We start from the raw sequence: 21,189 nt of genomic DNA on the forward strand, positions 1-21,189 counted from the left end.
GCCAAGTTTTTAATTTTATTATTTTTCAAAATATATTATTCTCATAAACACTAGTAAAAATGCCTATAAATATTAGAAAAATATTTTATTTATTAAAAACTTACTCTAAGGAATTACTTATATTGGTTAATTTAATTATACTAAATCTGATAAAAAATATCAAACCTATTTATCTATTGATACTTTTTATCAAATAATTCTTTTAAAGCCTTACTTTATTAACATATATACTTTTAAATCCTTTAAAATAGTACTTTTTTCTGATAATATATTAATTAATATTTGATAAAAAATATCAACCTTATTTATTTGTTGTAATTTTTAATAAAACTTTGGATGGTGATTTACTTTATGTATTCAAGAGAATTAGTTATAAAAACTCCCTTAGGCTTACATACTAGATATTCTGCTATGATTGTTAATAAAGCATCAGAAATAGAATCTAAATATAAAGTTAAGCTATATATAAAAAAAGAAAAATACACAGACTGGCTTGGAATAAGCATGCTTGCAATACTTTCTCTAAAAGTTTTACCTAATGAAAGTATTTTAATAGGCTCTAAAACAGAAGGTATGATTGAAAAATTAGCAGTACAATCTCTTCTTGAATTTATAGATAAAAATATAAATACTCCTCCTTTAGAATGTGAAAATAGTGAAATAGATGAAATAATAGATGCTAGTATAATAGCTAATGAGCAAGTTTTAGAAAGTTTACCTATAGGAATTGTTGTAATAGATATTGACCAAAACATAATAACTATAAATGATTATGCTCTAAAATTTATTGGTCATAGTAGAAAAGAAGTTAAAGGAAGACAAATAACAGAAATTATTCCTTCTTCACAACTTCCCCATGTAATGCTTAGTAATTTAAAGAAATATGGTTCAACGCTTCATATAAATAACAGAATAGGTTTAGTAAATAGTTCACCACTTTTTATAAATGAAAAAATAATAGGTGCAGTTAGTGTTATTCAAGATGTTTCTGACATAATAGGCATGAAAGAAATAAATGAAAAATTCACTAAAATATTAGAAAACTCACAGGATATGATTTGTTTTGTAGATGAAAACGGAATAATAAACTACTTAAATCCTGCATACATTAAAAGTTTTTCTAAATCTTCCTCTGATGTTTTAGGAAAAAGCATTTTTGATATAGCACCAAATGGACTTCGTGCTAAAGTTTTTAAGGATAAAACCTTATTAAAAGATGTAATTCATAAAAAGAACGGAATAAATGTTATAAGTACAATTGACCCTTTATTTATTGATGGACAATTCAAAGGAGTTATATCAACCTCTAGACCTGTTAGTTTGATAAAGGAGCTTATGTCAAAGCTAAACAAATCAGAACAAGAATTAGATTATTATAAAAATGAATTTTTAAGACAATTATCTAAAAATTCATCTTTTAACAATATTATAGGCTCCACTAGAACATTAAAGGATATTATGTATATGTGCCAAAAAGCTTCAGAAACAACTTCAACAGTTCTTATTAGAGGTGAAAGTGGTACTGGAAAAGAACTTATTGCAAAGGCAATACATAATAATAGCAATAGAAAAAATAAACCTTTTGTAAGAGTAAACTGTGCATCAATTCCTGAAAATCTTTTAGAGAGTGAACTTTTCGGATATGAAAAAGGGGCTTTTACAGGTGCAGTTCAAAGTAAGCCTGGTAAATTTACAATTGCACATACTGGAACAATATTTTTAGATGAAATAGGTGATATGCCTTTATCTATGCAAGTTAAACTTCTTAGAGTTTTGCAAGAAAGAGAAATTGAAAGCGTTGGAGGAATAACACCAAAAAATATTGATGTAAGAGTTATTGCTGCAACTAATAGAAATTTAGAAGAAATGATTAAAGAAGGCTCTTTCAGAGAAGATTTATACTATAGGCTTAATGTTTTAGGAATTAATCTTCCTCCTCTTAGAGAGCGTAAAGAAGATATTCCAGAACTTGTAGAACACTTTATTTCTAAGTTAAATAAAAAGCTAAATAAAACTATATTAGGAATAAAACAAGATGCTTTAAATTTATTAATTGAGTACTCATGGCCTGGAAATATAAGAGAACTTGAAAATATAATGGAGAGGGCTATAAATCTTTGTGATAATGATTATATAGATAGTTCCTATCTTCCTTCATATTTAAAGCCCGTTGAGCTAAAATCCTTTAATTTAAATATTGATATTGAACACATACTTCCCTTTGAAGAGTATGAAAAACAAATTATAGAGGCTGCTATGAAAAAATATAAAAGCTTTAATAAAGCTGGTAAAGCTTTAGGATTAACTCATAGAACTATTTCTCTAAAGTGCAAAAAATATGATATAGATATAAAAAAATAAAAAATACCTAGAGTTATTCTCTAGGTATTTTTTTATTTTATAAATCATCTATTAAAGCACCAGCTTTTGCATATGCTGTTGATTTAGCTTCAAAAAAGTCTGTTTTTACTTGATTTGCATCAGCATAATAATCTACCCAAGGAGCTGGATTTTCATCATATCCCTTAAATAATCGTCCTAAACCAATAGCTTTAGCTCTTAAATTTCCAATATATTTTATATAATTTTCTATAAGATTATTATTTATTCCAGAAACATTATCTCCTATAACATATTCTCCCCAAGCAATTTCATGTTCAACCCCAGTTTTTATCATATCTCTTAATTCATCTTTTAATTCCTCTGTAAAAACTTCTGGTATTTCTTCTTGTAATTCTTTTATTATATTTCTAAATAACCATAAATGAGTGTTTTCATCTCTATTTATATACCTTATTTCTTGAGCTGAACCTGGCATTTTACCATTACGCTCTAAATTATAGAAAAACATAAATCCTGAATAAAAATAAACACCCTCTAAAATATAGTTAGCCATTACTGATTTTATAAAGTTTTCCATACTAGATTCTTCTAAAAATTTATTATATAAATCTCCTATAAACTTATTTCTTTGAAGTAATATAGCATCATCTTTCCATTGAAATAATATTTCATTTCTTTCTTCTGGTGAACATATACTATCTAGCATATAACTGTAACTTTGAGAATGCACAGCTTCTTGAAAGGCTTGTATAGTTAAACATAGATTAACCTCTGAGGCAGTTATATAACTATTTATATTTCCTAAATTTGCCGTTTGTATTGAATCTAAAAATATTAAAAAAGAAAGTATCTTATCATAAGCTGTTTTTTCTTCTTTAGTTAATTTTTTATAATCCTTTAAATCTTGAGCTAGGTTTATTTCCTCTGGTATCCAAAAATTATTCATTGCCTGTCTGTACCAATCTGAAACCCATGTATATTTCATATTGTTAAAATCATTTAAATTAGTTGTATTACCATTTATTATTTTTTTCTTATTAGTTTCAATATCTCCAAACTCATTAAAAAGCGGTCTTTTATTTATTTCCATTTTATTCACCTTTCATTATTTATTTATACATAATAGATACTCATCAATAAAAGATGAGTATCTAAAAAAATTTTATATTTTAAGCTGAACAACTTTCACACTCTTCTACACTTAAAGATTTACTTCTTACATAATAAATACTTTTAACGCCATTTTTATAAGCAGAAATATAAAGATTCATTATTTGTCTCATAGTATAGTCTGTTGTTATATATAGGTTAAAAGATTGCCCTTGGTCTATATGTCTTTGTCTTACTCCATTAGCTTTAACTGTAAATTCTTGGTCAACATTATAAGCTGAAACATAATACCAAAAATTCTCTTGACATAAACCTGGTGCTACCTTTGGAGTAATACTTCCTTTCTTTTCTTCTAACCAAAATCTATTCATAACAGGGTCTACTCCTTCTGAAGTTCCTGCTAAAGTAGCTGTTGAACCATTTGGTGCTACTGCAAATAAATAGCCATTTCTAATTCCATACTTAGCTACTTCTTCTTTTAATTCTCTCCACTTAGGTGAATTATATTCTCTTAAATCAAAGTAATCCCCATTACTCCAATCTGAGCCTTCAAATAAAGGATAGCATCCTTTTTCCTTTGCTATGTTTAAACTAGCTTTTATAGCATAGAAATTTATTCTCTCATAAACTTTATCTACAAAGTTTAAATGTTCTTCTGAGTTCCAAACAATTTTATTATTTACAAGCATATGGTGATATCCTGAAGTTCCTAATCCAACTGCTCTATATCTTTTGTTTGTTATTTCAGCAAAGGGAACTGAATAATAATTTAAATCTATTACATTATCCATAGCTCTTATTTGAGTTTCAACAACATATTCTATCTCTTCCTCTGAAGTAACATCTACATTTCCTAACACTACAGAAGAAAGGTTACAAACTACAAAGTCTCCTGGTTTAGTTTTTTCAACAACTAAAATATCACCATTTTCATCCTTAATCTCTGTCTTTTCTATTTCCATAGCACTCATATTTTGCATTATTTCAGTACAAAGATTTGATGAATATATCATTCCTTTATGTTTATTAGGATTAAATTTATTTACTGTATCTCTATAGAAAGCAAAAGGTGTTCCTGTTTCTGCAGCACTTTTTATTATAAGCCTTACAATATCTTTAACACTCATAACTCTCTTTTCTATTCTTTCATCTTCTACACATTCATAGTATTTCTTTTCCCATTCTTCTCCATAAAAATCCTCTAAAGAATATCCTTTAACAGTTTTTATTTCATGAGGACACATCATATACCAGTTAGCATCTATATCATTTTCTGCTAATTTCCAAAATAAATCTGGATAACAAAGTCCTGGGAATATATCATGAGCTTTCTTTCTGTCATCTCCATTATTTGTTCTTATTTGAAGAAACTCTGGTAAATCTTTATGCCATGCATCTAACCAAATTGCAACAGAACCATTTCTAACACCTAATTGGTCAACTGCTATGGCTGTGTCATTAAATAATTTTATCCAAGGTATAATTCCACCTGATGCACCTTTAAAACCTCTTATAGCTGAACCTAGGGCTCTTACCTTGCCCATATAAATTCCCATTCCGCCACCAAATTTAGAAACCTTAGAAAAATTATCTAAAGATTTATATATTCCTGCTAAACTATCTCCTACTGTATCTATAAAACAAGAACTTAGTTGATAAAATGGTTTTCTTGCATTAGACATAGTTGGTGTTGCCATAGTAGCCTTTATAGAACTTAAAACATCATAAAATCTCTTTGCCCAGTAAAGTCTATTTTCTTTCTTTTCTGGTATAGCAAGGTGCATAGCAATCCCCATAAACATTTGCTGTGGAAGCTCTAGAGGTAATCTGTTAAAATCTTGTATTAGGTATCTTTTAGATAATAGACTTATTCCACTGTATGTAAATAAAAAGTCTCTCTCTCTTTTTATTTCTTTTTCTAGTTCTTTTATATCCTCTTTAGAGTAATTTTCTAATATATATTTTCCGTATAAGCCTTTATCTGTTAGCTCTTTTATAAATCCATAAAAATCATTGTATGGATCTTCATCTTTATCAAGTCCTCTATTTTCTCTTACCTCTTTATATAAGTTTTTAACATATAATTTAGCAGCAATTTCTTGCCATCTTGGCTCTACTTGAGAAGTTAACTCTAAAGAAACTTGTATAAAGGATTTTATTATTTCCTTTTCTCCCATCTTTGAGGTAATTATATTATCTAAAGCTACTTTAAGCTTTTCCTCTGTATATAATTCGCTCTCATCCTTTAGCTCCTCTATAGACCATGTACAATATCTCTCTAATAGTGTCATCAAATAGCCCTCCACAATATATAGTAATTATTTTTATTCTTCGCACAATATCTTGACAATTTATTATAATAATTAAAAATTGTTTTGTAAAATTCATATTTCTTGATAAGGCTAACTTATTTTAAGAATAACCCTTATTATATAAGTCATATTTTCTTTTTTTAGTTTTATTCGACTAATAATGATTATTGACATTTTTAAATAATAAAGATATGAGAGTATTTTTATAAAAAGAAAAATAGGTCTCAAGGAAAAGTAATATCTTTCCTTGCGACCTATTTTTTATTTTAATTTTTCCTTCCACTCATCCTCTTTAAAACCTATAAGAACTAAATCTTCTTTTATAAGTAAAGGTCTTTTAACTAGCATTCCATTACTTGATAATATTTCTAAAAGTTCCTCTTCACTAGCTGTTTTTACTTTATCTTTAAGATTCATTTCTCTATAAAGTTTACCTGAAGTATTAAAAAACTTATTTAACTTAACTCCACTTTTTTCATACCAAGTTTTTAATTCTTCCTTAGTAGGATTTTCCTCAACAATCATCCTATCTGTAAAATCTATATTGTTCTCTTCTAACCATTTCTTAGCTTTTCTACAAGTACTACATTTAGGATATTCTAAAAATAAACAACTCATTTTCTCACACCTTCTTTAAATATATTGCAAGTATGCAATAAAAATTATTATGTAGTAATTATACTCTTTATAGTTAAAATTTTAAATATATTGTGTTAAAAGAATAATATATTTTTACATATAAATTATTTAGAAAAATTAATCAAAATTTTATTATTAATTTATTTCTTCTTCATCATCTTCTTTATTTTTAGGAATTATTACAAAGGCCTTAAATAAATCTCCCTCACACTCAACTCTAAATCTTCCATTATGAAGTTCTACAATTGTTTTAGCTATGGCTAATCCTAAACCAGAACCTTCTATACTTGAGTTTCTTGATTCATCTCCTCTTGCAAATCTTTCTAAAATATCATTTTCATCAAAATCTAAAGCATAAGAAGAAATATTTTTAAAGGATATTTCTACATAGTTTTCAAAGTCCTTTATCTCTACATAAACTCTAGTCTTTTCTAAACTATATTTTAAAGCATTGGTAGTTAAATTTTGAAATACTCTAGACATTCTTTGAGGGTCTATTTTAACCATGCATTCCTCTGGTCCATTTATCTTAAACTCTATTTCCTTTTCTGAATAAAAATCTTCAACTTCAGCTATACATTGATATACTAACTGAATTATATCTATATTGTATTTAAATAATTCTACTTTTCCTGAGGACATTTTAGAAACCTCAAATAAATCATCTATTAACTTCTTTAAAGTTTGAGATTTTTTATCTAGTATTTGTATATACTCTTTTCTTTCTTTTTCAGTTATATCATTTAATTGAAGAATATTTACATAATTTATTATTGATGTTAAAGGTGTTTTTAAATCATGTGATACATTTGATATAAGCTCAGTTTTTAATTTTTCATTTTTTATTCCTTCTTCAACTAATTCTCTATAACATAATCTTAAGTCATTTACATCATCTGCTAACTTTCTTATTTGCTCATCATCATTTTCTTTAATTTCAATATCTGTATCGCCTTTTTTAACTTTTTCTATTCCATTTATTATTGTATCTAATCCATCATATTTTCTTATAAACTTAACTATAAAGTTTATAACTAATACTATAGGAATTATTAAAATGTATCTTGTATCTACTAAAACATAATGATATTGCTTCCAAACAAATTCTATATTTCTCATAAAACCATTTATAAGCATATATATTATTGTAAAAGAAAATACAAAAATAACCACTTTATCTTTTAAAAATTCTTCTATGAACATTCTCTTTGTTATTAAAACATTTATACTATCTAATACTCTAAATAAATATCCATTTTTCCAACTATCTTTATAAGCTTTTATACCCATATTTTTAATCATTGAAATTTTCTTTAAAAGTAAAAGTATTACAATAAGAGTGGTTGTCATAGTAACTAAAAAGGCTATCCTAATTGAATTGATTTCAGAGTCATAAAGCTCTCCTCTTGAAAAGTATATTTCTTCATAATCTCCTGAAGAATTTATCTCTTTAAAAACAACATTATCATTTTTAGATAAGCTCTCTAAAACTTCCTTTGGAGTAGATAAATTATAAGGTTTTTCATAAAACCAAACTCTATTTGAATAATATTCTCCAGTTTTTTTATTTATAATAACTACTCCTGAATAGCTTGTAGCTCTTTCTTGAAGTTTTTTAATAAACTCTTGCTTTTCTTCCTTTGAATCAAGATTATCTAATTTACTTAAGTAATTTGTTTCATTATAAATAAAATCCGATATATCTACTGATTGTGCTAAGAGTCTGCACTCTTTATATTTATGTGGATTTATAAGTGCATCTCTATACATAACTCTATTACATATATTAGGATTTCCTTTAGCATTTAATTTAGCTATATTATCAAAGGAGTAACCTCCAAATAATATTATATATAAAACAGGTATAAACAATGAAAATATTAAAATAAACATATTTTCTATGCTTCTTACTGAAAGGCTATAGTTTCTCCACCATCTTGAAAAACTATTTGTCAATTTTATACCCAAGTCCCCACACCACCTTTATATACTCAGGTTCTTTTGAATTTATTTCTATCTTTTCTCTCATCCTTCTTATATGAACAGTTACGGTGTTTTCACTTTTATAAAAAGGTTCTTCCCAAACTCTTTCATATATTTCTTTAATAGAAAATATTCTTCCAGGATGAGAAGCTAAAAGAGTTAATATTTTATATTCTGTTGCAGTTAACTTTATATTTTCTCCTCTTAAGGAAACTTGTTTATTTACAGTATCTATAGTTAAGTCTTTTATAACTATTAAGTCTTGAGTATTTTCTTTATTTAAAGGATAATCGTATCTTCTTAATTGCGACTTAACTCTTGCAACAAGTTCTAAGTGATTAAAGGGTTTTGTAACGTAGTCATCTGCCCCAATATTTAACCCTAATATTTTATCACTATCCTCTGATTTTGCTGACAATAATATTATAGGTATATTTCTGCTCTCTCTTATTTTTAAACAAGTTCTCATTCCATCTAATTTAGGCATCATTATATCTAAAACAACTAAATGTATATCTTCTTTATCTAAAATTTCTAAGGCTTCCATTCCGTCTCCAGCCTTTATTACATTTATTCCTTCTCCTCTTAGATATATGTCTATGGCGTCTCTTATCTCTTTTTCATCATCTACAACTAAAACATTAAAATTTTCTTTTTCCATAACAAAGCACTCCTTAAACTTATGCCTCCTCTAAATATTAAAGGAGGAAAATTAAAATTAACCTATTTATTTATTACGATTTTCTTAAGATACATCTTCTACTATTAATTTTATGAAATTCTTAGTATATACAATGTATTTTACCATAAAAACACATTAGTTGCTTTTTCAAAGTATTTATTGGCTTTACTTTACCAAAAAAAGCATTATAATTACCTATGAAATTATTTATTCTAAGATTTAGGAGAATCCCAAATGAATTACATCAAAGAGAAAAAAGAATTACTTATTGATAATTTATTTATTATCATAGGATGCTTTATCGCTTCTTTAGGAGTAAACTTATTTTTATCTAATGCTAAACTTCTTAGTGGTGGTGCTACAGGTATTGCACTTATATTCCAGTATTTAATGGGAGTTAATTCTGGTATTGTTGTTTTACTTATAAATATTCCACTATTTATACTTAGTTATTTTAAGTTATCAAAGATGTTTACATTTAACTCTGCTATAGGAATGCTAGCTTTATCCCTTTCACTAATGATAACGGCACCTTTATCAAATCTAATTAATCTAGATGATAAATTGCTTTATTGTGTTTTTGGTGGTGCTATATGTGGCTTAGGCTATGGCTTAGTATTTTCTAAAGGTGGCTCAACTGGTGGAACAGATATACTTACTATGGTTATCCGTAAAAAGTACTCAAACTTTAATATAGGCTCTTTAAGCTTTATATTAAATATGTGTATAGTAGGTGTAGGAGCTATATTCTTTGGATTAGAAACAGCTCTTTATACTCTTATTTCTATTTTTGTTCAAACAGTTTTAGTAGATAAGGTTATTAAAGGGATACACTCAAAACAACTTTTACTTATAATAACCGATAAGGAACAACAGGTTATAAATTATATAATAAAGGACCTTCATAGAGGAGTAACCTCTCTTTTAGCTGAAGGAGAGTACACTCATGACAGAAAGAAGATGCTTTATTGTTTAGTTACTACAAGACAAATGATTGAATTAAAAAATACAATACATTATATAGATCCAAATGCCTTTGTAACTATAATGGATGTTTCCGAAGTAAAAGGAAAAGGCTTTAAAAATATATAAACTAAAAGCTATGCCTAAATTAATGGCATAGCCTTTTTTTCTTATAAAATAAAATACTAAATCATATATTTAATATATACTTAGAAAAATAGGAGCTTTTATGAATAAAATAAGGATTATAAATATTTTAATTATAATTTTAATTTTTGTATTATTTTTTTTAATCTTAAAAACCATATTATTAAATGAACTTTATAATATTACTCCTTTAGATTTTGAAGTTAAGCTTTAATCTTTAAGAGTTTTAACTATTAAAATATTCATCTATAGCTTTTAATATAGTTTCCGCTATTTTATCTTGATAATTAGAATTAGTTAAAAGCTTGCATTCTTCAGGATTTGATAAAAATCCACACTCAACTATTACGGAAGCTTCTTCATAATAATCATTTAAAATTTTATATTCTTTCTTAGCAACCTTTGCCTCTCTTTTATTACTAGTATCCAACTCCTTAAATTTAGCTTGTATTATTCTTCCTAATTTTTCGCTCTTTTCATTATTAGCACTCCATACCTGTGCCCCTTTGCAATTTTTTTGAGGAAACATATTTTGATGAATACTTATAAAAGCATCACAATTATTTTCTTTTTTTATTTTAACTCTATTATTTAAATCTTCTCTTTTCTTCTCTCTAACTTTCTTTCCCTCTGTGTATAATCCAATATCTTTGTCCCTTGTCATTATTACCTTATAATTTTTATCCTCTAAAAGTTTTTTAGTCTTTAAAGCTATAGATAAATTAATATCTTTTTCAATAACTCCACTTTCACTTTTAGCTCCACCATCAATTCCTCCGTGCCCTGGGTCTATAACAATAACCTTCTGTCTTTCCTCTGCATTTACTTTAAAAAAACTTAAATTTATTAATAGTAAGGATAAGAAAGTTATAGATAGCACCTTAAATATCTTTCTCATTAAAAAACCTCCTAATAGATTTAAAATAATTCTTTAATTACAAACTCAATTTATTTTTTCCTATGAAATAATAAATATTCTATAAAAAAAAGAATACCTAAAATAATTTAGGTATTCTTAAAATCTTAGCAAACCTCCATAACACTTTCTGCTATGTTTGTTGCATGGTCTCCAATTCTTTCAAAGTTGCTTAATAAATCCATAAATATTGCACCGTCATAAGCATTACAAGAACCTTGACTTAATCTCTTAATATGATTTTCTCTAAATTCTTTTTGTGAAGAATCTATCTTTCTTTCAACTTCGTAAATAGTTCCTGCTTCTTCAACATTTTCATTTGCATAGGATTCAATACTTATATCTAAAGCTTTCATTGTTTGGTCATAAATATAATCTATTTCTTTTAAAGCATCTTCGCTATATTTTAACTTTCTTCCTACTTTTTCTAAAGTTAAATCAGCTATATTTTCAACATGGTCTCCAATTCTTTCAATGTCTGTTACAATATGAAAAGTTGATGCCACTAAATTACTTTCTTTTGCAGATAAATCACACTTAGATAACTTAACTAGATATTCTGTAATATCTTCTTCTAGTATATTTATAAGCTTTTCATTTTCATATACTTTCTTAACTAAGCTATCATTATTTTCCTTAAATGCTTTCATACTTAACTCTAAGTTTTCTTTAGCTTTATTTGCCATTCTTAAAGTTTCTTTTTGAACTTGACCAGCAGCTATAACTGGAGTTTCTAATAATCTATCATCAATATATTTAGGTCCTAAGACTTCTACTTCGTCTTCTCCTTTGATTAACTTATTAACTAACATAATCATGTACTTACTTAAAGGAACTAAGACTATAGTAGCTGTTACGTTAAATATAGTGTGCGCATTAGCAATCTGTCTTTGAACATCTCCAGGACTTATGTTTTGTACAAGATGACCTAATGGTCTTAAGAACGGTATAAATATAAGTGTACCTAATACATTAAACATTAAATGTATTGCTGCTGCTTTATGTGCTGTTTTATTAGCACCAATACTTGAAATTAAAGCAGTTACACAAGTTCCTATGTTACAACCAAATAATATTGGTAAAACTACATCTATAGTTATAGAGCCTGTTGATGCTAAAGCAATTAATATACTTGTAGTCGCTGATGAACTCTGTAATATAGCTGTAAGAGCTAAACCTGTAAATATTCCTAATACCCAGTTATCTCCTATAGCCATTATAAGTTGTGAGAACATTGGTGAATCCGCTAATGGTTTTAAAGCTGAACTCATTATTCCCATTCCCATAAATAAGATACCAAAGCCTAAAATTATGCCAGCTATATCTTTTCTTTTCTTTTGCTTTGCTGACATTAATAAGACAACACCTACTATAACAAATAACGGTGCTATATCATCTAGCTTAAAGGCAACGAGCTGTGCCGTAATAGTAGTACCTACATTTGCACCCATTATTACCCCAGCAGCTTGTGCTAAGTTCATAAGTCCTGCGTTAACAAAACCAACTACCATTACCGTAGTAGCACTAGAACTTTGTATTATCATAGTAACAAAGGCACCAACTAAAACTGCTGATATTGGATTTTTAGTAACTTTCTCTAATATACTTTTTAATTTATCACCTGCAGCATTTTCTAATCCTTCACCCATTAACTTCATTCCAAAAAGGAATAGACCTAATCCACCGGCAACTTCTATTAAGGTAAAAATTGCATCTTTCAAGATACTTCTCCTCCACTTTGCTTAATTTGTAAAATACAAACTTATTTTATTTTTAATTTTAAATATCAATCCTATAACATTTTACAATATAATATTTACTTTGTTAAGTTTTAAAGCACCTTTTTAACCTAAACTTAATACAGTATCCATTTTATTGAAATTTTATACAAATAATATCAAATTTATTAAAACTAACTTAAAATTTAAACCTTTACTATATAGATATATAGCCATTTCTAATGATTTTTATATTTTTTTGTCAAAGAAGCATAAAACCTATTTTTGTTCATACTATATTAATAATTATACCCTTTATCAAGGGATTTTTTAAGATTTTTTTGTAAAAAAACGAAAAAAAAAGAAGGAGATATTCCTCCTTCTTTCCATAAAAGCAATATATTATCTCTTTGAGAATTGTGGAGATCTTCTTGCTTTCTTTAAACCGTATTTCTTTCTTTCAACCATTCTTGGGTCTCTAGTTAAGAATCCAGCTTTCTTTAATTCTGGTCTTAAGTTTTCGTCAGCTTTTAATAAAGCTCTTGATATACCATGTCTTATAGCTCCTGCTTGACCTGATAATCCACCACCATGAACGTTAACTAAAACATCATATTTATCTTTAGTTTCAGTTAAAACTAATGGTTGGTTAACTACAACTCTTAAAGTTTCTAATCCAAAATATGTTTCGATTTCTCTATTATTTACTATAACTCTACCTTCACCTGGTACAAGTCTTACTCTTGCAACTGATTTCTTTCTTCTTCCAGTTCCCATGTATTGAACTTTTGCCATTTGAACTCCTCCTCCCGAGCTTATAATTAGTATCTTAACTCAAGTACTTCTGGTTTTTGAGCAGCGTGATTATGCTCAGCTCCTCTGTACACGTTTAATTTCTTTAACATTTTTCTTCCTAAAACGCCTGTTGGAAGCATTCTTCTAACTGCTTCTTCGAAAGCAAATTCAGGTTTCTTTTCTAAAACTTCTCTGTATGGAGTTTCTTTTAATCCACCAGCATATAAGCTGTGTTTTCTTAACATTTTTTGGTCTAATTTCTTACCAGTTAAAACAACTTTCTCAGCGTTTATAACGATAACGAAATCTCCACAGTCAACATTTGGTGTAAATGTTGGCTTGTTCTTTCCTCTTAATATTGAAGCAACTTGGCTAGCAACTCTTCCTAGTGGCTTTCCAGCAGCGTCAACAACATACCATTTTCTTTCAACTTCTTGTGCTTTTGCAATGTATGATTTCATCGTTTTCCCTCCCTAGAATTTTAAAATAGGTTTTATATGTCCTCGTACTTTATGTTAAGATTCATAGTGAATCCCGTACATCTCTCTTACAAACAAATACAATTATAATACACGCTTACGGGCGTGTCAATACATTTCCTATACTTTTAGTAAAAAACTTTTTCTAAGCATAATCCTGTTGGTGGAACACAAATTCCAGCTTTTTTTCTATCTCCAGAATCTATTACTTCCTTTATATACTCTGGTTTTTCTTTTCCTCTTCCTACTTTTAATAAAGTTCCTACAATTAATCTAACCATATTATATAAAAATCCATCTGCTGATACATACAATTTTATTTTATTTCCCTCCGTTTCAATATGAATATCTGTTATTGTTCTTACAGATGTTTTAACTGTTCCACCGGGTCTTTGAAAAGCCTTAAAGTCATGCTTACCTAAAAAATATTTACAAGCTTCTTTCATAGCTTCAATATCTAAAGGCTTTTTTACATGGTAAACATAATTTCTCTCTAATGCTGGTGCTTCTTCTCTATTTAATATAGTATAACAATATGTTTTACCTTTGGTCATATATCTTGAATGAAAATTTTCTTCTACTTCTTCTGAATTCATTATTACTATATCCTTTGGTAATTTTGAATTTAAAGCAGCCTTAAAATTTTTTCCTGGTATATTGGAGTTGGTTTTAAAATTAGCTACATAAGCCTTAGCATGAACTCCTGAATCAGTTCTACTACTTCCTAATATTTCTACCTCTTCTTTTGTAACTTTCTTTATAGCCTCTTCTACCTTTTGTTGAATAGTATTTCCTATTGGCTGCTTCTGCCATCCAAAATAAGCTGTTCCATCATATTCTATAGTTAATTTTATATTTCTCATATAATCATTCCTTTGTTTTAAAAAATTAAAATATAAATAATTATCCTTTAAATCAAGAAAGACTACAAATATATGTAGTCTTTCTATTAAGAATTATTTATCCTATATTTAAAATATACTTTAAGAAACTCTAACCATTATAGATAAAGCTAAAAGTACGAAGGCTAAAGCAAAAGAAATAAAATCATTTTTTGTATATTTTAATACTTTCATTCTAGTTCTTCCATCTCCACCCCTATAGCACCTAGCTTCCATAGCCATTGCTAACTCATCAGCTCTTCTAAAGGAACTAATAAATAATGGTATTAATAATGGTATTAAACTTTTAGCTTTTTGAATTATGTTACCTGATTCAAAATCTGCTCCTCTTGCTTTTTGAGCTTTCATTATTTTATCAGTTTCATCAATTAAAGTTGGTATAAATCTTAAAGCAATAGTCATCATCATAGCTAATTCATGTGCTGGCACACCTATTCTTTTTAAAGGTTTTAATAAACTTTCAATTCCATCTGTTAACTCAATAGGTGATGTTGTAAGAGTTAAGACTGATGTTCCCATTATAAGAAGTATTAATCTTAAAGCCATGAAAATTGCTGTCCTTATCCCCTCTTTGTATATGTGTAAAAACTTCCAATGCCATATAAGAGTGTCTTCTGTACCTTTAATCATAAAAATATTAAGTATTGCTGTTATTGCTATTAAAAAGAATACAGGTTTAAGACCTTTATATAGATATTTAAATTGTAATTTAGATATTAATACAGTCGCTACTAAAAAGGCAACTATAAATATATAACCCCAAAATTTATCTACTACAAATAATGAAGCAATAAAAATAAGTGATACTAATATCTTAGTCCTTGGATCTAATTTATGGACAAAAGAATTTCCAGGAATGTATTGCCCTATAGTAATATCCTTTAGCATAATTATTTATCCTTCCTAATTATTTTTAAAAGAGCTTCCTTTGCCTGTGAAATTGTAAATATTTCTTCTGATATATCAAAGCCCTTTTTTCTTAACTCTTTAACTAGATAGGTTACTTGAGGTACTGCTAAACCTATTTTTTCTAAGGTTTCAACTTCTTTAAAAACCTCTGCAATCTTCCCATCTAAAACTATTTTTCCTTCACTCATAACAATTACCCTACTAGCAATTTTAGCTACATCTTCCATACTATGACTAACCATTATTATTGTCATTCCATATTCTTCATGAAGCAATCTTATTTGTGATAATATATCTTCTCTTCCTTTTGGGTCTAACCCTGCTGTTGGTTCATCTAATATTAAAACTTTGGGTTCCATTGCTATAACTCCAGCTATGGCAACTCTTCTTTTTTGCCCTCCACTTAAGTCAAATGGAGATTTATCTTTATAAGTTTCATAGTCAAGACCTACCATTTTCATAGACCTCTTAACTCTCTTACTAATTTCTTCTTCACTTAACCCTAAGTTTTTAGGACCATATGAAATATCTTTTTCTATTGTTTCTTCAAATAATTGATATTCTGGATATTGAAATACTAATCCTACTTTTTTTCTTATATCACTTAATTTAGTTTGTTTATCGCCAAGGTTAATGCCATCAATTATAATATTTCCACTAGTTGGACTTAATAAACCATTTAAATGTTGTATAAAAGTTGACTTTCCTGACCCTGTATGCCCAATTAAAGCTACAAATTCACCATCTTTTATTTCACAATTTATATTGTTTAGTGCTAACTTTTCAAAAGGTGTTTTAGGCATATATATATAATTTAAATTTTCTATTTTAATTGACATAAAGCATTCACCATCTCATCTATATTTAATATTTCAGTTGATATATTAACTCCCTCTTTTTGAAGTTCATAAGCTAGCTCAGTAACTTGTGGAACGTCTAATCCTATAGTTTTCATTTTTTCAACTTGCGAAAAAATTTCTCTTGGAACTCCCTCCATTACTTTTTCTCCATTATCCATAACTATTATTCTATCTGCTTGAGCTGCTTCGTCCATATAATGCGTTATTAAAACTATTGTTATTCCAAACTTTTTGTTTACTTCTTTAATAGTTCTAATTACTTCATTTCTTCCAGAGGGGTCTAACATAGCTGTTGGCTCATCTAAAACTATGCATTTAGGTCTCATTGCTAATATTCCAGCTATAGCAATTCTTTGTTTTTGTCCACCAGACAGTAAGTGTGGTGCATGTTTTCTATATTCATACATTCCTACTGATTTTAAAGATTCATCTACTCTTTCTCTAATTTCAACAGGGTCAATACCTAAATTCTCAGGTCCAAAAGCTACATCTTCTTCTACTATTGTAGCTACTAACTGATTATCTGGATTTTGAAAAACCATTCCTGCTCTTCTTCTTACTTCCCAAATATTTTCTATTTTAGAAGTATCTAACCCATCTACGTACATCTTTCCTCCACTTGGAAGCAATAAAGCGTTCATATGCTTAGCAATAGTTGATTTTCCAGAACCATTATGTCCTAAAACAACTAAAAACTCTCCTTTTTTCACTTCCATGGAAACATGATTTATTGCAATTTTTTCTGTTTTTTCTTCAGCATTTACATACTTAAAAACTAAGTCTTCACTTTTAATCATATTTTCTCCCATACTAGCCTCCTATATAAAGCTACTAAAAGCAAACAAAACATTTACCTTTTTCTCAAAAAATATATTGAGTTCAGTATTTTTACATATAAAAAAATACCTACTTATAAAATAATACTATTAATAATTTTATTTTGTAAATAGATATTTCCCTATTTTAACCTTTTATATAAAAATATTTTGTATGACAAAAGAGGATTAAGTAAAAACTTAATCCTCTCTAAAGAAATATATTATACTAATTCAAGTATAACAACTTCAGCTCCGTCTCCTCTTCTAGGACCAACTTTGTACATTCTAGTGTATCCACCGTTTCTTTCAGCGTACTTTGGAGCTACGTTGTCAAATAAGTTTTTAACAACTTCTTCTTCTGTAACAAATGCTAACACTTGTCTTCTTGCGTGTAAATCTCCTCTTTTTGCAAGAGTGATCATTTTTTCTGCAAGGCTTCTAGTTTCCTTAGCTCTTGTTTCAGTAGTTTCTATTTTACCATGCTTTAAGAAGCTTGTAACAAGATTTCTAAGCATAGCTTTTCTTTGATCAGTAGGACGACCTAACTTACGATATCCTGCCATGGCTTTACCTCCTCACCTACTCGTCATTTAGTCTTAAATTTAAGCCTAACTCGTTTAACTTTCTTTCTACTTCTTCTAGAGACTTCTTACCTAAGTTTCTAACTTTCATCATATCATCCATGCTTTTGCCTGCAAGTTCTTGAACAGTATTTATTCCAGCTCTCTTTAGACAATTGTATGATCTTACTGATAAGTCAAGTTCTTCTATAGTCATCTCTAAAGCTTTTTCTTTTTTATCTTCTTCTTTTTCAATCATTATCTCAACATCATTAGCGTTGTCAGTTAAAGTCATGAATAATTTGAAGTGCTCTATAAGAATTTTAGCTGATAATGAAATAGCTTCTTCTATTCTTATAGTTCCATTAGTCCAAATTTCTAATGTAAGTTTATCATAGTCAGTAATTTGACCAACTCTTGTATTTTGAACAGAGAAATTAACTCTTTTTACAGGAGTGTATATAGAATCTATAGCTATAGCTGATAATGGAAGATCTTCTGTTTTATTTTTGTTTTGAGTAACATATCCTCTTCCTCTATTAACTATGATTTCCATATATAACTTACCATCTTCGTCTAATGTAGCGATATGTAGATCCTTGTTTACAACTTCTACATCACCATCTGTTTTTATATCTGCTCCAGTAACAACACCTGGTCCTTGAGCATCAATATAAATAGTTTTTGGTCCTTCACCTTCCATAGTAAGTGCTAACATTTTAAGATTTAAGATTATCTCTGTAACATCTTCTTTAACACCTGTTATTGTTGAAAATTCATGAAGAACTGAATCTATTTTAACTGAAGTTGGAGCCACTCCAGGTAAAGAAGAAAGTAATATTCTTCTTAATGCATTACCAAGAGTTATTCCATAACCTCTTTCTAATGGTTCTATCTCAAACTTACCATATGTTCCGTTATCGTTTGATTCAACACATTGAATTACTGGCTTTTCTATTTCTAACATTCAAAAACCCTCCTTAATTTTAAAATGGCAACCTTATGAGGGCAACTGATCCAATTGTAAAAGTACTTAAGATCAATAATTATTATTTGCTGTATAACTCAACGATTAGAGTTTCGTTAACTGGTACGTCGATGTCTTCTCTTGCAGGTTCAGCAACAACTTTACCTTCAAAGTTTTCAACGTTAGCTTCTAACCATTTTGGTAAAGCTTTTGGATTTTCAGCAAACATTTTGAATCTTTCTGATCCTCTGCTCTTTTCACAAACTGTTATAACATCGTTAACTGATACTTTAAATGATGCTATATCAACTTTTTTACCATTTACTAAGAAATGACCGTGGTTTACTAATTGTCTAGCTTCTGTTCTTGAAGCACCATAACCTAATCTGTAAACAACGTTGTCTAATCTCATTTCTAATAATTTAAGTAAGTTTTCACCGGCAATTCCTCTCATTTTTTCAGCTCTTTCATATGTGTTTCTGAACTGACCTTCAAGAACTCCGTATATTCTCTTAGCTTTTTGCTTCTCTCTTAATTGTGTTCCGTAGTTAGATAATTTCTTTCTGCTTGCTCCATGTTGTCCTGGTGCATAACTTCTTCTAACGAAAGCACATTTATCTGTATAACATCTATCCCCTTTTAGGAATAATTTCATACCTTCTCTTCTACATAACTTACATGTAGCTCCAGTATATCTTGCCATTCATTACACCTCCCGTGACGTTACTAAACTCTTCTTCTTTTTGGTGGTCTACATCCATTGTGTGGGATTGGAGTTACATCTTTTATTAAAGTAACTTCTAATCCAGCTGCTTGTAAGCTTCTTATAGCTGCTTCTCTTCCAGCACCTGGTCCTTTTACGTAAACCTCAACGCTTTTTAATCCGTGTTCCATAGCTGCTTTAGCTGCTGTTTCAGCTGCCATTTGAGCTGCAAATGGTGTGCTCTTTCTTGAACCTTTAAATCCAAGTCCACCAGCACTTGCCCATGCTAATGCATTTCCTTTTGCATCAGTTAAAGTAACTATTGAGTTATTGAATGTTGATTGGATGTGTGCTGCACCATGCTCAACATTTTTTCTTTCTTTTCTTCTTCTAGTTTTTTTAACTTTTTGAGCTGCCATTGTCTTCCCTCCTTAACTATTTCTTCTTATTAGCTATTGTCTTCTTAGGACCTTTTCTAGTTCTAGCATTAGTCTTAGTTTTTTGTCCTCTAAGTGGAAGACCTTTTCTATGTCTGATTCCTCTATATGAACCAATTTCAACTAATCTCTTTATGTTTAAAGCAACTTCTCTTCTTAAGTCACCTTCAACTGTTAAATCTTTAATGTAGTTTCTTATTGAGTTTACTTCTTCCTCAGTAAGATCCTTAACTCTTGTATCAGGATTAACTCCAGTTACTTCAAGAATTTTTTGTGATGTAGGTAATCCTATACCATATATATAAGTTAGACCTATTTCAACTCTTTTTTCTCTTGGTAGGTCGATACCTGCTATTCTTGCCATTAATGTTACACCTCCTGGTAATTAAAATACGAAATTGATTTACATTAAATAAGTAACTCAATTGCTTTGTTGTTTTATTTATATTTAAAATTTTAGGTTGATGTTTTTCACATCACAGCCGCACCTAAAATTTATTTGCTATTATTTAAATGCCTATATAATCATATTTTACTTTTAAATAAAAGTCAATAAGAATTCACTCCCAATTGACCTTTTTTATTATGTTTTATTTACCTATTAGCCTTGTTTTTGTTTGTGCTTAGGATTTTCACAGATTACCATTACTCTTCCTTTTCTTTTTATAACTTTGCACTTTTCGCAAATAGGCTTAACTGATGGTCTTACTTTCATCGCTAACCCTCCTTATTTTGCTCTCCATGTAATTCTACCTCTTGTAAGATCATAAGGTGAAAGTTCTACAGTAACCTTATCTCCTGGTAAAATTCTTATGAAGTTCATTCTTAACTTTCCTGAGATATGAGCTAATATTTTATGCCCACTCTCTAATTCAACTTCAAACATTGCATTTGGTAAAGCTTCTAAAACTGTACCTTGCATTTCAATTATATCACTTTTTGACAT

At 28.5% G+C, this 21,189-nt stretch carries 22 protein-coding genes; 2 read left to right on the forward strand and 20 right to left on the reverse strand.

Features of this window, described 5'->3' with window-relative positions:
• The first annotated feature begins 351 nt into the window (after positions 1-351).
• On the forward strand, positions 352-2,361 hold the full coding sequence (locus AC4FRL_RS08905) for a sigma 54-interacting transcriptional regulator (protein ID WP_491139877.1): 2,010 nt from the start codon (positions 352-354) through the stop codon (positions 2,359-2,361).
• Positions 2,362-2,398: 37 nt separating this feature from the next.
• Here AC4FRL_RS08905 and AC4FRL_RS08910 read toward each other — a convergent pair whose 3' ends face one another.
• The 5 genes from AC4FRL_RS08910 to AC4FRL_RS08930 all read right to left on the reverse strand — a co-directional run bounded on the left by AC4FRL_RS08910 (position 2,399) and on the right by AC4FRL_RS08930 (position 9,048).
• Complete coding sequence (locus AC4FRL_RS08910) at positions 2,399-3,433, reverse strand: ribonucleotide-diphosphate reductase subunit beta (RefSeq protein WP_491139878.1); 1,035 nt, start codon at positions 3,431-3,433, stop codon at positions 2,399-2,401.
• A 79-nt stretch (positions 3,434-3,512) separates the two neighbouring features.
• Positions 3,513-5,744, reverse strand: coding sequence for a ribonucleoside-diphosphate reductase subunit alpha (locus AC4FRL_RS08915; RefSeq protein ID WP_491139879.1), 2,232 nt, complete (start codon positions 5,742-5,744; stop codon positions 3,513-3,515).
• Positions 5,745-6,026: 282 nt separating this feature from the next.
• Positions 6,027-6,383, reverse strand: a complete 357-nt coding sequence (locus tag AC4FRL_RS08920; protein WP_491139880.1) for an arsenate reductase family protein — start codon at positions 6,381-6,383, stop codon at positions 6,027-6,029.
• A gap of 156 nt (positions 6,384-6,539) precedes the next feature.
• A complete protein-coding gene (locus tag AC4FRL_RS08925; RefSeq protein ID WP_491139881.1) occupies positions 6,540-8,372 on the reverse strand; it encodes a sensor histidine kinase in 1,833 nt (610 codons plus the stop codon).
• Positions 8,350-9,048 carry a response regulator transcription factor gene (locus tag AC4FRL_RS08930; RefSeq protein WP_491139882.1) on the reverse strand — a complete coding sequence of 233 codons (699 nt, stop codon included), beginning with the start codon at positions 9,046-9,048 and terminating at the stop codon, positions 8,350-8,352. Before AC4FRL_RS08930 ends, AC4FRL_RS08925 begins: the two co-directional genes overlap by 23 nt.
• A gap of 255 nt (positions 9,049-9,303) precedes the next feature.
• Between AC4FRL_RS08930 and AC4FRL_RS08935 the strand changes: the two genes are divergently transcribed.
• Positions 9,304-10,161, forward strand: a complete 858-nt coding sequence (locus AC4FRL_RS08935) for a YitT family protein (protein WP_491139883.1) — start codon at positions 9,304-9,306, stop codon at positions 10,159-10,161.
• 244 nt (positions 10,162-10,405) lie between these two features.
• Here the strand turns inward: AC4FRL_RS08935 and cwlD are convergent, their stop codons facing one another.
• The 15 genes from cwlD to infA form a co-directional block, all read right to left on the reverse strand.
• Positions 10,406-11,077: an N-acetylmuramoyl-L-alanine amidase CwlD gene (gene cwlD, locus AC4FRL_RS08940; protein WP_491139884.1), complete on the reverse strand. Its 672-nt coding sequence runs from the start codon at positions 11,075-11,077 to the stop codon at positions 10,406-10,408.
• A 125-nt stretch (positions 11,078-11,202) separates the two neighbouring features.
• Complete coding sequence (locus AC4FRL_RS08945) at positions 11,203-12,816, reverse strand: Na/Pi cotransporter family protein (protein WP_491139885.1); 1,614 nt, start codon at positions 12,814-12,816, stop codon at positions 11,203-11,205.
• 399 nt (positions 12,817-13,215) lie between these two features.
• Positions 13,216-13,608, reverse strand: a complete 393-nt coding sequence (gene rpsI, locus AC4FRL_RS08950; RefSeq protein WP_288678257.1) for a 30S ribosomal protein S9 — start codon at positions 13,606-13,608, stop codon at positions 13,216-13,218.
• 26 nt (positions 13,609-13,634) lie between these two features.
• Entirely contained in the window at positions 13,635-14,069 is a 435-nt protein-coding gene (rplM, locus tag AC4FRL_RS08955; RefSeq protein WP_011010899.1) for a 50S ribosomal protein L13, read from the reverse strand.
• A gap of 146 nt (positions 14,070-14,215) precedes the next feature.
• Entirely contained in the window at positions 14,216-14,950 is a 735-nt protein-coding gene (gene truA, locus AC4FRL_RS08960; protein ID WP_491139886.1) for a tRNA pseudouridine(38-40) synthase TruA, read from the reverse strand.
• Positions 14,951-15,070: 120 nt separating this feature from the next.
• The gene (locus AC4FRL_RS08965) at positions 15,071-15,877 is read right to left on the reverse strand and encodes an energy-coupling factor transporter transmembrane component T family protein (RefSeq protein ID WP_491139887.1); all 807 of its coding nucleotides are present in this window, start codon (positions 15,875-15,877) and stop codon (positions 15,071-15,073) included.
• A 2-nt stretch (positions 15,878-15,879) separates the two neighbouring features.
• Complete coding sequence (locus AC4FRL_RS08970; RefSeq protein ID WP_491139888.1) at positions 15,880-16,737, reverse strand: energy-coupling factor transporter ATPase; 858 nt, start codon at positions 16,735-16,737, stop codon at positions 15,880-15,882.
• Positions 16,722-17,567 carry an energy-coupling factor transporter ATPase gene (locus AC4FRL_RS08975; protein ID WP_491139889.1) on the reverse strand — a complete coding sequence of 282 codons (846 nt, stop codon included), beginning with the start codon at positions 17,565-17,567 and terminating at the stop codon, positions 16,722-16,724. Before AC4FRL_RS08975 ends, AC4FRL_RS08970 begins: the two co-directional genes overlap by 16 nt.
• 230 nt (positions 17,568-17,797) lie before the next feature.
• A complete protein-coding gene (rplQ, locus tag AC4FRL_RS08980; RefSeq protein WP_152887773.1) occupies positions 17,798-18,139 on the reverse strand; it encodes a 50S ribosomal protein L17 in 342 nt (113 codons plus the stop codon).
• A 16-nt stretch (positions 18,140-18,155) separates the two neighbouring features.
• Positions 18,156-19,103 (reverse strand): DNA-directed RNA polymerase subunit alpha, encoded by a 948-nt coding sequence (locus tag AC4FRL_RS08985; RefSeq protein ID WP_491139890.1) that lies wholly within the window; start codon positions 19,101-19,103, stop codon positions 18,156-18,158.
• Positions 19,104-19,185: 82 nt separating this feature from the next.
• Positions 19,186-19,806, reverse strand: a complete 621-nt coding sequence (rpsD, locus tag AC4FRL_RS08990) for a 30S ribosomal protein S4 (protein WP_003470276.1) — start codon at positions 19,804-19,806, stop codon at positions 19,186-19,188.
• A gap of 23 nt (positions 19,807-19,829) precedes the next feature.
• Positions 19,830-20,225: a 30S ribosomal protein S11 gene (gene rpsK, locus AC4FRL_RS08995; RefSeq protein ID WP_003454436.1), complete on the reverse strand. Its 396-nt coding sequence runs from the start codon at positions 20,223-20,225 to the stop codon at positions 19,830-19,832.
• A 16-nt stretch (positions 20,226-20,241) separates the two neighbouring features.
• Entirely contained in the window at positions 20,242-20,607 is a 366-nt protein-coding gene (gene rpsM / locus AC4FRL_RS09000; RefSeq protein WP_003454489.1) for a 30S ribosomal protein S13, read from the reverse strand.
• Between the two features lie 237 nt (positions 20,608-20,844).
• On the reverse strand, positions 20,845-20,958 hold the full coding sequence (gene rpmJ, locus AC4FRL_RS09005) for a 50S ribosomal protein L36 (protein WP_003373491.1): 114 nt from the start codon (positions 20,956-20,958) through the stop codon (positions 20,845-20,847).
• A gap of 12 nt (positions 20,959-20,970) precedes the next feature.
• A complete protein-coding gene (infA, locus tag AC4FRL_RS09010) occupies positions 20,971-21,189 on the reverse strand; it encodes a translation initiation factor IF-1 (RefSeq protein ID WP_003454491.1) in 219 nt (72 codons plus the stop codon).

Source organism: Clostridium sp. TJA032, assembly GCF_058310275.1.